The organism is Chitinophaga arvensicola, assembly GCF_900110835.1.
In the GTDB taxonomy this organism is placed as follows: Bacteria; Bacteroidota; Bacteroidia; order Chitinophagales; family Chitinophagaceae; genus Chitinophaga; species Chitinophaga arvensicola.
The window spans coordinates 863,640-879,011 of record NZ_FOJG01000001.1 but is presented as its reverse complement, the minus strand read 5'-3'; the positions used below and the strand labels follow the sequence as shown (position 1 = coordinate 879,011).

General features: G+C 43.0%; 10 protein-coding genes and 1 tRNA gene. 2 read left to right on the top strand and 9 right to left on the bottom strand.

The features are described 5' to 3' along the window. The 3 genes from BMW79_RS34065 to BMW79_RS03795 form a co-directional block, all read right to left on the bottom strand. The coding region (locus BMW79_RS34065) for an Ig-like domain-containing protein (RefSeq protein ID WP_218150275.1) at nt 1-3,572 on the bottom strand (3,572 nt) is incomplete at its 3' end. Between the two features lie 56 nt (nt 3,573-3,628). Further along, a complete protein-coding gene (locus tag BMW79_RS03800; protein ID WP_089890790.1) occupies nt 3,629-4,543 on the bottom strand; it encodes a PorP/SprF family type IX secretion system membrane protein in 915 nt (304 codons plus the stop codon). Between the two features lie 155 nt (nt 4,544-4,698). Next, nucleotides 4,699-6,534: a 7TM-DISM domain-containing protein gene (locus tag BMW79_RS03795; RefSeq protein ID WP_089890788.1), complete on the bottom strand. Its 1,836-nt coding sequence runs from the start codon at nt 6,532-6,534 to the stop codon at nt 4,699-4,701. A 331-nt stretch (nt 6,535-6,865) separates the two neighbouring features. Here BMW79_RS03795 and BMW79_RS03790 point away from each other — a divergent pair, with 331 nt between their 5' ends. Together BMW79_RS03790 and BMW79_RS03785 are read left to right on the top strand one after the other, a co-directional pair. Beyond that, complete coding sequence (locus tag BMW79_RS03790; protein ID WP_089890785.1) at nt 6,866-7,591, top strand: FkbM family methyltransferase; 726 nt, start codon at nt 6,866-6,868, stop codon at nt 7,589-7,591. 196 nt (nt 7,592-7,787) lie between these two features. Then, nucleotides 7,788-9,563 (top strand): ATP-binding response regulator, encoded by a 1,776-nt coding sequence (locus tag BMW79_RS03785; RefSeq protein ID WP_089890782.1) that lies wholly within the window; start codon nt 7,788-7,790, stop codon nt 9,561-9,563. Here BMW79_RS03785 and BMW79_RS03780 read toward each other — a convergent pair. From BMW79_RS03780 to BMW79_RS03755, 6 genes are all read right to left on the bottom strand, one after another. Beyond that, nucleotides 9,553-10,491: a terpene synthase family protein gene (locus BMW79_RS03780; RefSeq protein WP_089890781.1), complete on the bottom strand. Its 939-nt coding sequence runs from the start codon at nt 10,489-10,491 to the stop codon at nt 9,553-9,555. The two genes, BMW79_RS03785 and BMW79_RS03780, sit on opposite strands and share 11 nt — an antisense overlap. 364 nt (nt 10,492-10,855) lie before the next feature. Next, nucleotides 10,856-11,674: a hypothetical protein gene (locus BMW79_RS03775; protein WP_143059063.1), complete on the bottom strand. Its 819-nt coding sequence runs from the start codon at nt 11,672-11,674 to the stop codon at nt 10,856-10,858. Between the two features lie 179 nt (nt 11,675-11,853). After that, nucleotides 11,854-12,525 (bottom strand): DNA-3-methyladenine glycosylase family protein, encoded by a 672-nt coding sequence (locus BMW79_RS03770; RefSeq protein ID WP_089890772.1) that lies wholly within the window; start codon nt 12,523-12,525, stop codon nt 11,854-11,856. 48 nt (nt 12,526-12,573) lie between these two features. After that, nucleotides 12,574-13,086: a methylated-DNA--[protein]-cysteine S-methyltransferase gene (locus BMW79_RS03765; protein ID WP_089890769.1), complete on the bottom strand. Its 513-nt coding sequence runs from the start codon at nt 13,084-13,086 to the stop codon at nt 12,574-12,576. Nucleotides 13,087-13,243: 157 nt separating this feature from the next. Beyond that, nucleotides 13,244-15,007, bottom strand: coding sequence for a hypothetical protein (locus BMW79_RS03760; protein WP_089890766.1), 1,764 nt, complete (start codon nt 15,005-15,007; stop codon nt 13,244-13,246). Between the two features lie 279 nt (nt 15,008-15,286). Then, nucleotides 15,287-15,360, bottom strand: a tRNA-Ile gene (locus BMW79_RS03755). Nucleotides 15,361-15,372: the final 12 nt, after the last annotated feature.

Sequence of the window (15,372 nt, the reverse complement as noted above, 5' to 3'; positions counted from 1 at the left end):
TCAGCTGGTAAAGAAACCGTTACCGCGCCGGTCGCAGCAGGCGTGATTAATACAGTATAAGTAATACCATCGGCACTCTGCAAAGTAGAAGCAGTTGCGTTCTGCAAGGTAAATGCGGAGGCAGTTAAACCAGTTACCACTTCACTGAATACCGCCGTTACCGTAAATGGCTTACCGACCGTGGCGGCAGCGGCAGTAGATAACGACACTGACGGATGTTGCGTATTCACAAATACATTGGCAGTACTGGCCACATTATTCAAAGGAAGCAAGGCATCTTTACCCCACCGGTCTTTAATAGTACCGCTGTTCAGTTCCATATTCGCTGCAAGTACAATACCATTCATATCGTTGTCTCCCGGCTGAATCGCATAGGCAAACGTAAGGGTATTCGTGCCTGAGCCTCCGGTATACACCGCATCTGCATTCTTCGCACCAACGGTTACACGGAGTGATGGAACGCCCACTACCGTTACAACTTTATTATAGGTAACGGTAAAATTCAGCGACCGCGTGGCGTTGTAATACCCATCGGCAGGTACTGCAACCTGTGTTACAGCAGGTATCGCCAGATCTGCACTAACATTTACGGCAGCAGGAGCAGCCGTATTGCCATTGCGTCCGATATTAGTCGCTACGTTGGCCGGTACGGAAACCGCTACCGGACCACTGGCAATGGGTGTTATCAACGCAGTATAGGTAATATCATCACTACTTTGCAGGGTGCTTATGGTGGCATTAGTCAGCAAAAAATCCCCGGTGGTAAATCCAAATACCTTCTCTGTAAAAGTGATGGTTATCGTGAATGCTCTGTCCACCAGGCCACCGGCTCCGGTAGATAACGTAACGCCCGGACTTACTGTATTGATAAAGATGTGACTTCCATCCATATTGGCAGGTAAGGTAAGCACAGCATCATTTCCATATGGATCACGGATGGTTTCACTACCCGTTCCGGAAAGTGCTGTTCCAAAGCTGAGGCCATTCATGGCCATATCACCATCCTGAATCGTATAGCTGAAGGTCATCGTATTGGCGGTAAAAACCCCCGTATAACCAGCAGACACATTTCCTCCAGAGATGACTACCGGCAGGGAATAGGCGCCATTGGAAGCATTGATCACCACATTTTCACTAAAATGGGCGACGAAAGTAAGCTTTTCACCCGCGTTGTAGTATCTGTCTACAGGTAGATCTACACTTGTGATAGTGGGAGCGGTTAAATCCGCCGTTACACTCACCTGGTTAGAAGCAATATTGCCATTCTGCAGGGTGCTGTGCACAATATTTGCCGGAAGCAAAATACTGACAGCACCATCTGCCGAAGGCGTTATGGTCATGGTATAGGTAATATAATCGGACGTTTGCAGATTAGAAGCAGTTGCATTGACGAGTGTAAACGCTGCTGCTGTAAGACCGTTTACCACTTCGCTGAAAACAGCGGTAACAGTAAAAGGATCTTTTAAAATGGCCGGAGCAGTGGTCGACAAGGTCACTGTAGGACGGGTAGTATTAATAGTAATCCCACTCACGTTATTAGCAGGCAGCACAAGACGGGCAATATTTCCGGCCCGGTCAGTCATTAATCCGCCACCACCAAATGAAATGCCCGCGCCTAATGAAATACCATCCGGGTCAGCATCCCCTTCCTGCACGGTATAAGTAAAGGAGATCGCATCCGTTCCGCTACCACCGGAATACAGCGCGCGTAACACTTTGGTTGTTCCGCCATTTATGCCACTATTAATAGCCATATAGGGCGTACCATTGGTCGTATTCACCAATACAATTTCATTATAATGTGCTGTAAAAGTGAGCGTGCTATTGATTCCATAGGCACCGTTGGACGGTACATCCAGGGTAAGCAGTTTAGGATCGAGAAAATCACCGGTACGTGTCAGCGGATCAGATGCGGTGTTACCGGTGGAATATTGGTTCAATCCCTGGTCTGCTGGTAAAGTGATACTTAGCGGTCCGTTAAAGGTCGGCGATACGGTAAGTACAAAATGGATATTATCTGTGGTCGTTACCTCATCCACAATCATCCTGTATACCTGGAAACTCGCAGTGGTAATGCCCGTTACGGCTTCGCTGAAATCAGCGTAAACAGTAATAGGATTGTTTACCCACTCCGGTGCAGTAGAAGATAATACTACTGTGGGACGTACGGTACTGATCTTAATACCACTTACATCCACCGTTCCCGGGAAAGTGACATTGGCATTATTACGTGCACCATCCCGGATGGTAGCACCATTTAAAGAAATTCCTGCGCCCAGTTCAATGCCATCCAGATCCATATCACCATCCTTTATCTGGTAAGAGAAAGACCAGGTATCTGTACCGGAAATGCCCATAAAATCGGCGTCGACTACGGTACCGCCTATATTCAGTTTTAAGGTAGGAACACCATTTCGTGTATTTACATTTACATTTTCACTGAAATGAACGGTAAATTCCAATGTATTACTGGTGCCATATTTTCCCGGAGCAGGCACATCCAGCTGTGTGATGGTAGGGATGGTCACATCTGCTGTAACATCTATCTGATTGGAGATAAGATTGCCGTTAGGTCCATCATTCATCGCCACATCTGCAGGCACGTATACACTTACCGCACCATCGCCATCAGGTTTGATAGTCAATAGGTAGTTAAATTGATCTTCCGCTGCAAACGAAGTAACAGTAGCATTGGTGAGTGCCATGCTGGCCGCAGTAAACCCAGTGACGGCTTCAGTAAAGGATACCCTTACCTGGAAAGGACCATTCACCTGGCTGCCACCAGACAGCTGGGTGACGCTGCAGGCAGGGCTGGTAGCGTTTACAAGTACCTCACTTGTATTTTCGATACCCGCCAGCGTGGGTAGCAGCTCATTACCATAGGTATCATTCAAACTATGCGGGGGGATGTTAAGTGATGTCCCCACTTCAACTCCGTTCAGGTCACGGTCGCCGGACTGCACCTTATAACTGAAAAACAGGCTATTATCCCCGATACCTCCCGAAAAGAGCGCCTCTGTTTGCCTGGAACCTACTGTTATAGGTAAACCTGGAACCTGGCCAGCTACGGAAGCAAAAACCTGTTTGGAAAAGAAAACCCTGAAGTGTATCTCATCACCCGTTCTGTAATTGCGGGCGTATGGCGCTATTACTGCCTCCACTACCGGCTGGACATTATCGATGGTGAACGTTGCGTTGAATGACTGACTATTCAACTGCCCACCGGCACTCTTCACTTTATTTGCCAATAGTGTTACATTAAGCGTTGCAACCGTGTTGGCAGGACAAGCTACCGTCATGGTATAAACCTTTGGACCACCGGTCGGGTTAGTTGCTGTTAAATTGGTCCAGCCCGACATGCTCACCGCCGTTGCGTCAAAACCTGTGACCGCCTCACTAAAATTAAAAGTAACCACGAAAGTGCTACCATCGGTTCCCCGCTGACCGGAGATGTATACCGTAGGCACTGAAACAGGTGCCTTGTTGCCGGTTACCGGGTTGTTCTCCGCCTGTGTATGAATACTGCCCAACAATAGAAGTAAGGACAACAATAATCGCTTGATGTAATTCATATAAAAAGATATTCTCCCCTGAATACCAGGGAATGATAAGAAGGTGGTGTCGGTCATTATCTGAACAGGTGAATGGAAGCGCCTATCTCATAGGTGCCATTGACATAGGTTTTAATTCCCCCGGTTTGTGTGGTATACAGCGCCTGGATGGCCACTGTTTTCATGATATTTACCCCGATACCTGCTGTCATGCTTTTGGAAGTATGATACATGGCCATCACATTAGCCACATTTTCCAGCACCGCTACGTTTAAGCCTATATCGAGAATATTATCATAGTCTTTCACGCCACGATAACAGAGCTTGGGTTCTATCTTGCTGATAACTCCTTCGGGAGTGAACTGGTAGGAAGCGGCGGTAAAGAAAATATTCCCCCCGTCTATGGTGTTGTTATTCCCGGAAAACAGGCTCCTGATATTGGGAACAGCGCCCTGCAGATTCAGGTGGCCATTCGTATAGGCCATCCCGTATTCCGCTTCGAAATAGTCGTCCCGGCGGTTGAACGCCCCGATAGATGGGTCATTTACTTCCCCGTTCAGGTCTTTTGTATTCAGGCGTTGCAGGTTCAGGGCCAGCGACAGGCCGAAACTCAACTGCTGGTTACTGCTGTTTAACGGCAGGTGATAGGCATAACTAAGCGCCACACGGGTACGGTTCAGCAATCCCGCAGCATCATTGAATATCCGCAATCCTCCGCCTACGCGGCGGCCGAAGTTACCATCTGCCGACAGGAACTTTGTTACCGGCGCACCGGCAATGTCGCTCCACTGGTTCCGGTAACTGGCATTCACATGTAGTCCGGAATCGATACCCGCCATCGCAGGATTTGCCAGGTACTGGTTCTGAAAATATTGGGTAGCAGATGGTTCCAGCAAGGAAGAATTGCTGCTGAACGACTGGGCCTTCATTTTCATGGACAATAGAAAAAGGCCGGATAACAACAGCAGGCGGATATAGGATTTGTTGCGCATAGTCTCTTTTTAAAATAGTCAACCCCTCGGTGTGGATATGTTTTTGCAAAGAGAGACGATCCATGCTAAAAAACGCAAAAACGGGTATATACAAAGTGTATACACACAAAAAAAAATCTGGGCATCTATTTTAAATAGACATGATTATCAATGATTTATAAATCACCTTCAGGAGTTACATTTGTTGGGTTGCGCATTTTCTTCATCAACCTAGCTTTTGCCTGCCTTACGCTGGCGGGTTCAATATTAAGCAGCGCGGCAATCTCTTTAGTGGATAAATGGATATGAAAATAGGCGTAAAGTCTCAGTTCATTTTTGGTTAAAGTGGGATGATTAGTTTGCAGGTTTTCGAAAAAATTAGGATGTACCTGCTCGAAATGCAATTTAAATTTATCCCATTCTGCGTCCAGGTATTGTCCTTCTTTTAAGGAAGAAGTGATATCCTTTAACCCGGGATGCTTCACATGTGGATAAAGTTGATCAATATCCTGCAGCTGGTTTTTGAGATCTTCCAGCAACTTATTTTTCTGGTGGATATACAGGCTGTTACCCATTAATTCCCGCTGGTTGGCTTCCAGCTTTTGTTGCAGTTGCTCGTTTCTGTCTTTTTCCTGCCGGATGGTTAAAATAATGAGTTCGTTCTCCTTTTCAATCAATGCGCATCTGTAGGATGTTTCTGCAATATCCTTTTCCAGCCGGGTCATTTCCTGTTCTTTCGCTTTCAGCTCCTCGTTTACAATTCTTATACGGGCAATCAGGGCTACTGCAAAAGAGAGTATCTGGGAAAAAACGCCTATTTCGGGCAACAGGAAATGATTGTCGAGGTAGGTAGGAGCGGAGTGGATAATGAAATAAACCGCTAGTCCGGCCACCATGAATAATGGTAATGTATTCGCCAGCAAAAAATGCTTGGCAGCTCTTACCTTATATTTATAGGCGATCATACAGATAGTGATCACCGTTACAGATATTAGCAGAACCCCTATGTTATCGTACCATAACGTATAATTATCCAGGTAGAAGATACCGGTAATGGTGCTGACAGCAGGAATCTGGCACAATAAGAGATAGCCATAAAGGAGGCATTGCAATAGCCGGTCGCACGCCGGTAACAGGACTTTTGTGCGCAGGTATAAACGGCTCAACTGCAGCATTCCACCGATAATAATGATAGCGCCGAAATGTAACAGGAACGCATTTAGGTCGTAAGTGTATACCGATCCATCGGGCTCCAACCGGATATTATACGTAGTGAAAGGTAAAAACAAGTTAAAAAAATGCTTGAAAGCTGTAATAAAAATAATGGCGCCCACCTGGATAGCAAGGTAACAGCGATAGATATGATCTCTCAGCTGTACATAGATATAAATATTATAGCCAACAAAACTAACTAATACGAGAATACCGGCTAGCCAGGAATACCATAGAAAAGCTTCGCTACTATCGAACGAGATCCTTTTTTCCAGGATGATAGCGGGTTTTATCGGGTAGCCATAAGCGCGAATGTCCCAGGTATTAATTTTCAGGTAGATTATATTTTTAGTATCTCCCTCTAAAATACAGGGAATCACGCCCCTTTGCCTTTGTTTGCTTGCAACTGCCAGTCCCGCAGACCGGGCACTCCAGCTACTTTTACTACTGTCGTAAAAATAAAGCGTATAGTTCAGCGGAAGTGATAACGACAATTGATAGCTCTCCTTATTAGGATAAGGATTATTTATTACGATCCTTATCCAGTAATAGTCGGCCTCCGCTGTATGCAATGTTGTAGCAGGTTTGAAATGCAGACTCGTGTCTTTCAGCACCTGATCAAAAGTGTATTGCTGATCTTTCAGCACATCATAAGTACTGATTTGTAAGATGGCATTATTGGTAAGCGTTTGTGTGGTTTGTGCGTGTAAGGAGGCAGCAGCACAAAGCAATAACGTGATTAAATATCTTATTTTCTGAAATGGCATCGGGATAGTCTGTACAAAATTTCGTAGAGACATTAAAGTTAGGAGTTAAACTTTATCGGGACGAATAATTTAAAGAAAATCTGTAACCGGAATAGCAGACAGAAACAAAAAACATCTTTTCACTCTATCTATTTAATTAACAATCAAATATTTAAACCAAGTAAAGTCAGCGAAAGAAAATCACAGAAAAGTATTTCCCCGATAGTATTGAAAGGCAAAATATCCTGATTCACAGTGTCCGATCTATTTATCTTGCTTTCATCCGATTTGGGGAGCGACAGTATTATGTATTATCTTTGAACGTTTAGTACGTAGCCAACGTTAACCACGCCATTAACGGCGCCTTTTATTGTAAAATATACTTATGCCAAATTTTTTTAACCGACTCTTCTCAAAAAAAGAGAAAGTACTTAGCAAAGGGGATCTATACGACGTTCAAACAGAACAAATCATAAAACAGGTCTGCAAAAAAGATAGCAATTGTGTGGATGCGGGATGTAATATCGGCGACATTCTGAAAATCATTTTAAAGTATGCTCCTGATGGCCGGCATTATGCGTATGAACCGATTCCTGACTTATTCCAGCAATTACAGGCAAAATTTGGGCAGTATCAAAACTGTCACATCTCAGATATTGCCCTGAGTGATAAGAAAGGTACTTCCAGCTTCAATTATGTTGTTTCCAATCCAGCTTACAGCGGATTGATAAAAAGAAAATATGACAAAGAAGGCGAAGTCGATACCCTGATTGAAGTACAGACAAATTTACTGGATGACATTCTGCCAAAGGATTACCGTGTTGACCTGATCAAAATCGATGTGGAAGGCGGCGAATTTCCTTTACTGCGTGGCGCTGCAAATACGTTAAAGAAATATAAGCCGGTAGTTATTTTTGAACATGGTACCGGGGCATCTGAATTTTATGGAACCCGGCCGGAAGATTTATACCACTTTCTGCGCGATTGCGGCCTGGAAGTATATACCTTGACAAAATGGCTCGGCAAACAACCACCTTTATCTGTAGAAGAGCTGGTATCCATTTTCAACACCAATGAAGAATGGTACTTTGTAGCCAGTGTTAAGGTGTAAAACAACGCCAGGACTAAATAATTTAAAAAGGCTTTCAGCGGTACCGTTGAAAGCCTTTTTGGTAATTCTATAACATACCTATATATATTATTAATATCTCTACTGATATTCCTTCACACTTCTTTCAAAATAATTCAATAAATTACCCACATATAAAGCCTACACTATCCCCTGGAAACCTCTAAAATTAACCATTATGAACGTCGCCCACGTTGTAAAAACCATATTACTGGCCGGAACTCAAAGATGTGAAAGGGAAGAAGAAAGAAAAAGAATAAGAATCATCAACTGTTTATGCTTAATTACGGCATTGGCCGCTTTTTCGATAGGAAGCCTGTTTTATGCGTTTACTCATAGCCTGAAAATAGTCATCCCTGCTATCTTTGAAGGGATCTTTTTTTCATCAGTGATTTTCCTGAACTGGAAACACCAGACGAATACTGCCAGCCTGGTTTTCCTGCTGACACATACCGTTTCTGCGCTCTATTTTGGCGTTATCCTGGGTCCCATCATCAACATTTCGTTAATCGCGGTATTCCTTTTCGGGCTTTCGTTCATGGTGTTTAAATCCAAAAAGCTAAGATTGATCGCCATCAGTGTAACAGGCATTACGCTGATACTCCTGGAAATAAACTTTTATCAGCAGATATTTCAGCCGGTGTTACTTTCCCGGGAAAATCAATTCCTGCTCCGGTGGATTGCGCTCGGCGCCTTCCTGGGATTTGATGTGCTGGTAATTACCTACTTCGTGAACGAAAACAGTTCGCTTTTACTTTCTACCAAAAAATACTCCGAGACATTGGAGGCCACCGTTAAGAAATTGGAATTTGCCAATCTCTCCAAACGTATTTACCTCCGTGAAACCAGTCATGAGATACGTACGCCTTTAAATGCTGTTTTTGGTATTTCCCAATTACTGGAAATGATCATGAAAAGAGCCGCTGATAAAGATGAAACCATTGACCCTTCTGAATTTAGGGAGATGACCGACCTCGTGACCAGTTTAAATGCAGCCAGCTATCATGCCCGCAATATTGTTAACAATGTATTGGAGCTGTCCACTATTGAAGCCGGAAAAGTCAATGAAATACATAAAGTAGTTTTTCACCTGAAACCGTGGATTGAAGGAGTGGTGCAGATGCATGGATATATTGCGCAGGCAAAGGGCGTTAAGCTAACGCTAAATATCGATGAATCTACGCTCCCTGCGGTATTGATCAGTGATAAGGTAAAACTAACGCAGATCGTTACCAACCTGCTGTCTAACGCCATCAAATTTTCACCTGAAAAGGGCGTGATCAGCCTGCAGCTATTTACAGGTGGCTCAAGTTTATATCTTAAAGTGAGCAATAGTGGAGAAGGTATCAGTAAAGAAAAGCAGATCGCCATTTTTGAACCATTTGTAACAGGAAAAAATGGCTTTACTGAGGGCACCGGATTAGGATTATACATCACGAAATTCCTGGTGGAATTGTTAAACGGCGCCATCACATTAAAGACTGCACCAGGAAAGGGCGCTACATTTGAGGTATGCTTCCCGGATGTATTTGCGGATCCATCTGCTTACGAGCCTACAGAAAAAGATACCGATACTTTATGCAGTCTCAAAGAGAAAAAAATATTGATGATCGACGACGATAAAATGGCCCGCACCCTTATCAGTATGTACTTAAAGAATGCGGGCAGTCATTTTATCCAGGCGGAAAATGGATTTGAGGGAATAGAAAAGGCACGTGAAGAAAAGCCCGATATTATTATACTCGATTCACACATGCCCGGTATGTCAGGCAAAGAAACATTATTGCATATTCGTCATGACCAATCCTTACAAAATATCCCGGTTATATTAGCTTCCGGTGATGCCTATAAAGAATCAAAGGAAGAATTGTTAAATGCCGGCGCGAATGATTTTCTGACAAAACCTATTAAATTCACGGAACTACATAAGGCAATCAGCCAGTTTATACATTAGAAGATAGTTGGCCATTTTTCAATTCACTGGAGGGATGGCCTGCGGTATCCACTTTGTAGCGTTTGGTGAGGGTAAGCGTCCAGTTCAGATAACCGTGTATCATCAACGATAAGTTCTCTGTATAGGCTCGCACTGCCAGCGAGTATCTGCCGAAGTCGGGAAGTGTTTCCAGCAAAAAACAATAACGTGCCAGATCCCGGTTGTGAAAATCGACGGCCCGTTTGTATGCTTCTTCAAAAGAACACATTTCTGAATGTTCTATCATCAGGACCAGGTTTAAAACATCGTTTCCCTTCTCCATGTGGGCAGAGAAGTAATCATTGCTCCAGGATAATATCCGGCAGGTGAGTTTTCCTATCTCCTGTAAAGCCGGATGCAGCACCACTTCATCAGGCAATACAATCCCCGTGATCAATTCAGCGAAATTTACCAGCGGGTAAACATTTACCGCTTTTTCCCGGATGTCCAGGAATTGATTCCAGGTAGGAAACACCAGGTTTTTTCTGAAAGGAAGCTCCTGTTGAATGCCGTCAAAATAGATATCAAGACTCGCATTGAACCTGTTCAGCCACTCCAAGGAGCTAAGACGCAGCAACTCCTCCCTCAGCACAGGAAGGTGTTTATAGAGTGGATCTACCGGACCAGGCACCACTCCCCGCAAATGGGTGAAAGCCTTTTTACGGATGGTTTGCAATTCCGCTACAGTCGAGAATTCAAAGGAATCGTCGATAGTAAAAGCCCATAGGAAGAAACGGCAGATCGCTGTCAGCTGTTCCTCATTGGCATGGGGAAACATACAGCCTCCTGCATGTCCTACCCCGGTGGTTAAATATTTTTTCTTTACTTTCTCAGGAAGGAAATAGTAGTCTTCCTGTAACCACTCACTTATTTTTTTTTTCCATGGTGGAAGCGTGAGGGTTGGTGGCATGTGGAAAGGGATAACGCAAAGCGTTAACGTCAAATGTGCTCATTGAAAAATGGTTTTAGATTAAAAAAAATTTATACCCGGCGAATTATGGCATCCAGGCTCATGAAAAGTAGCTAAAATGGACAACTTTTATTTAATTGAATGTTACTTCCAGTCGGTATTTTGGTTGATTTTGGCGTAAAAACAGGAGGTAAATTATTTATTCTGAACCAGTTAATAATTCCGGAGATTTTTTAATGCGGGAGGCTTGCTACTCATTCAATTGCGCACCTGCTGAAGTGGAGACATGGTTGCGGGTCAGAGAACGTTTAAAAGCTCCTCTGACCCGCCAGTTATTTATTCGAATAAAACAGTAAGAAGAGGCTTATTTTTCTTCTACTTTTTTCTTCCATTCTTTTAATGCGTTTATTTCCTTTTCCTGGTTGATTAAATGCAGGGTCAGTTCTTCTATTTTTTGCAGGAGTTTTTTATTAATATCTGCCAGATCTATACCCTCCTGTTCTACTTCATGTGCAGCAGGAATACCCGGTAAATGCTTATTGGCAGCAACATAGGCCTCCACTTCAGATAAAGAAGGCAGTTGATAGTCTTTATGGAATACATAATCCGGCCAGCCGGTAGTAGTCACTTTTACTCTCTTGGCAGTGATAGTACCAGCCACAGCAAACTCGGACTGTGGGGAGTTGGTGCCTATACCAACATTGCCATTGTTCATAATGGCAATGCGGTTTAAACGCGCCAGTCCATCGTAGAGAAAGGTGGCTCCGTCTCTGGCGTACCATTGCCAGAGGTTTTGGCCGCCCAGCGTTCTATCTGCCCAGGTGAATGCACCTCCTGAACCGCTGGTAAATATGTCGCCCACTACATGGAATCTGGCACCCGGCGTAATGGTACCAATACCAATGTTTCCACCATTTAATATGTTTATCGCTCCAAAAGCCGGTGCAGAAGTGCCTACGCCGCCAATAGACATATAGTTCATTGTGGGAGCGCTTACCCAAAAACTGTTTCCTGCTCCATACTGAAGCCTTAATCCATTGTTGCCACCTGATAAAAATAGATTCCGGTTAGTGGCTTCTCCTCTTTCCGTGACAGTTTGTAGTGTTTCAGGGATTGGGCTCTGGGCCTGAACTGCAGTAACAAATAGCAGCAGAAAGCTCATTGTAATTAATGCCTTATTCATTGATATAGGTTTGGAGGAAAGATATCTATTTTTTACTTTTTCTTATCATCAATCTATCGTTTAAGCCTAAAAAAATGGCCACGCAAACAGGCGTCATGCTATTTACCAGTAGGCTAGGTAATATCATCGGCTACCGCAGACTATACTACGCCCACTTCCAAGCACCTCCGTTCCCCTCCCTATAACGACACGGCTTTCTTTATCTTCGATGTCTCCGGTGAAGTATCCTTCGCGCGCAGCGACAGGTAATAGTGCCACAATATCATGGTAGCCACTGTCCGGTTAGGCTGCCACGCAGCCGATAGATGAAGTAGCTTTTCTGCCGCTGTATCTTTCGGCAATTTCTTTACCTGCTTTAATGCATTTACTGCCGCCAGATCGCCAATAGGGAATATATCTGCGCGCTGAAGTACAAACATCAGGTATACATCTGCCGTCCAGTTGCCAATTCCTTTTAAGGCCACGAGTTTTGCACGAACTTCGTCATCCGGCAATGTTTCTAAAGCTTTAAAACTGAATTGCCGGCTTTGAATGGCGCTCGCGAGGAAGCGGGCATACGACATCTTCTGGCGACTGAAATAGCAAGCCTTCAACTCTTCATCCGTAAGCGCCAATAACTTCGCCGGTGTAATTTTGCCGAGTTTTTCTTTTAGTTTGTTGAGTGCTGCCAGTGCAGATGCGAGCGATACCTGTTGCTCCAGTATAATGTGCACAAGGCTCTCAAACGTATTGGGCCTTGTCCACATCGGTGGATAACCGTAGGTAGTGAGAATAAAAGCCAGCTCCGGATCCTGTGATGAAAGTTGATCACAGATTGTATGGAAATTGGCTGTTGAGAAAGTATGCAACATAACGGAAAGATAGCATAAACTACTAACCGTAACAAATGCAGCAACCGCTTAAAAAAGGGTAGGGGTCAGCACATTTTCCAATTGCAGCAACGTCGTTTTGTTTTGGATACCACCAGCAAATCCCACTAACTTTCCGGAAGCCCCTATCACCCGGTGACAAGGGGCGATAATCGATATCGGATTCTTGTTAGCCGCACCTCCCACCGCCCGTACTGCTTTCGGATCGCCGAACTGTTGCGCAATCTGTCCATAAGTCCTCGTTTCGCCGAAAGGAATCGTGAGCAATGCCTCCCATATCCTTTTTTGAAAGGAGGTCCCTATAAAATCTAAAGGAATAGAAAAAGAGGTACGCTTCTTCCCAAAGTACTCGCGTAGCTGCTTCTCTGCTTCACAAAGTACAGGATGTTGATTATCTATAGCCTCTGCCTTGACAGATACACGATCCGGAAGATCGTTTTCCCAGAGAACAGCGGCCAGGCCATTATCACTGCCGATCAGCTGTAACTCACCTACCGGTGAAGCCATGGTTTTACTGTAGTATATCGTTTGTTTTGTTTCCATGATATTTGCTTTTTACAGTACAAATATACATTGGTGACGTTTCCGGGGAAACCCGGTTCTTGCGTATACTGTGGCTTTATTTAAAATATCCCGGCATGGCGGCACTGGTCGATATCAGCAACAAAGTCAATAATAAACAATGTCTTACATTAAATGACTAACGATAATTACGCTTATCCATCAGAAATTCTGCAATGGTTTCAAATTTATTATTGCAAGTCTGTATTTTTACTTGTGCTCCATTAAAAACATTTTCTGAAATACTTGATGCAAATGCTGGAATAATAGTTCTTACTTCCGTAGTCATTTTGCTTTCATCAATTACATATCTGAAAATATAGGTACTATCATGTTTTAGAATTTGCACAGATTGCGTACTGCCATTCGCAAAAGCTGAACTGATAAGAAATTCTTCCAATTTTGTGGCATCCTCTAATGTCACTCCATCTTTATAAAAAAGTTGCAAACCATGATAATTAATTTCATTACCATACATCTTTCGATTTGACGCCTGGGTGAATTCATTAAAAAAGCCAGCCCAAAAACCAAAAAAAGCCAATACAAAAAGAAACGCTATGCTCGTAACTGCTTTGCTCGCCTTATATACAGAAAATAAAATGGGGAATAAAAAGTAGGCCGCGATGAGAGATAAAAAGGAAAACGCAATTGACTGGATAGTATACTGGGCATGAAAATTATTATTTAGCCAATTTAGCAATAATGGTCCGGTAAGATATCTCGCTGGTCTTTCTAAAAGCTGCATGAAAGATTCATAGAATAAATAGCATAAAAATAATGACGTAAAACTGCCCTTCCTTCCAAACAATCTTATAACACCATGCAGAATAAGGCAGATGATGGATATCCTTAATAATTCAAGTCCCAGCTCTGCTACATCACTTAAGAATGGCGGCAAATTGCTGAATATGGAAAGATTACTGGGTGTAAGATATCCGCCTGAAATAATCCATGGTATAGTTATGCTACAGGTTAAGCCAATAAAATATAATCCTATGACTTTACTTGGCGTAATGATCTTTGCAGTGGAGACTAGCTCTGCGAAATAATATGGATTTTTGATGTACTGAATCAGGATTTTGAAATAATCTCTAAAGCCCTCCACAATTGAAATTATTATTGCAAGAGACCTATTGGGAGATGGACCTCTGGTAATTGTTTGAGTCAGTGTTTGCTTTGCAATAATTTCAGCCTGATGCCTGACTATATCGAATGGCTTTGTGGAATTCGCATTAAGTTTGGCGGATGCTAAGCTAATAACCGATATGTCTAAAGTCACCCGTAAATTAAAAGTAGATTTAATTAGATTTGGCGCAAATAAAAATTTAATTATCTCTCCCGCTCCACTGGCTGTCTTAGTAGGTATTACTCTTTTTAAAAAGTATTTATCTGTATCCCGTTCGTCAGTCAGCGGTTCCTTAATTAAGAAAGCCCTTATGTCAAGTTTTTCAATATAAAACTGTGATTTGCCAGAGCGCTGTTTTCTCTTCAGACGATTGTTACGCAGAATAAATTCATTGGCCTTTAATATAAAATTGTTATAAATGTTCCTTAAATAATTTTGATCGGTTCTATCCTTGTAGAATAAAATGATTAGTTCCAGGGATAAACCGTTGTTAGGCGGATGTTCCTTAACCAAAACAGTTCCCTTATCGATATTTAAAATATTTAAATGGTAATTACCTGCTACTGACAGATGCTGATCTATCCATTCTTCCAGTCTTATAAAGCCAAATTTCATATACCTCCTGATCAACTCATTTTCTATATTGGGAAATTCAATCTTTAGTGTTTTTCCGCAGGAGCTACAGAAAATGCCCATGTCAAGGTTATCACAATGCGGACATAGGTATAACTCCGAAAATGGCGTAATTATTTGATCTTCTATTTCTAGGCGGGCCATTGGGATATGTTATTTGATTAATAAATGTTTATGCAATGAACAAAATGGGTTGGGAGACTACTATTCACCGGAAAATCTTTTAAAACAACCAATCCATTATTGGATGTTCCGTTCGGGTCAGGAATAATCTTTTTAAGATGTTACTCTTTCAGACAATAACATATAATACAGGGGCGCGGGTAACTGCTTGCTCAAAAAATAACAAACAAATTATTGGGTGCTAAAAGGGGTAAATGAAAAAAGGCCTCCTGCGTTACCGCTGAAAGCCTTTTTTGTAAGTGGTCCCACCAGGGCATGATCCTGGGACCCCCTGATTATGAGTCAGGTGCTCTAACCAACTGAGCTATAGGACCTGTTCCGAAGAA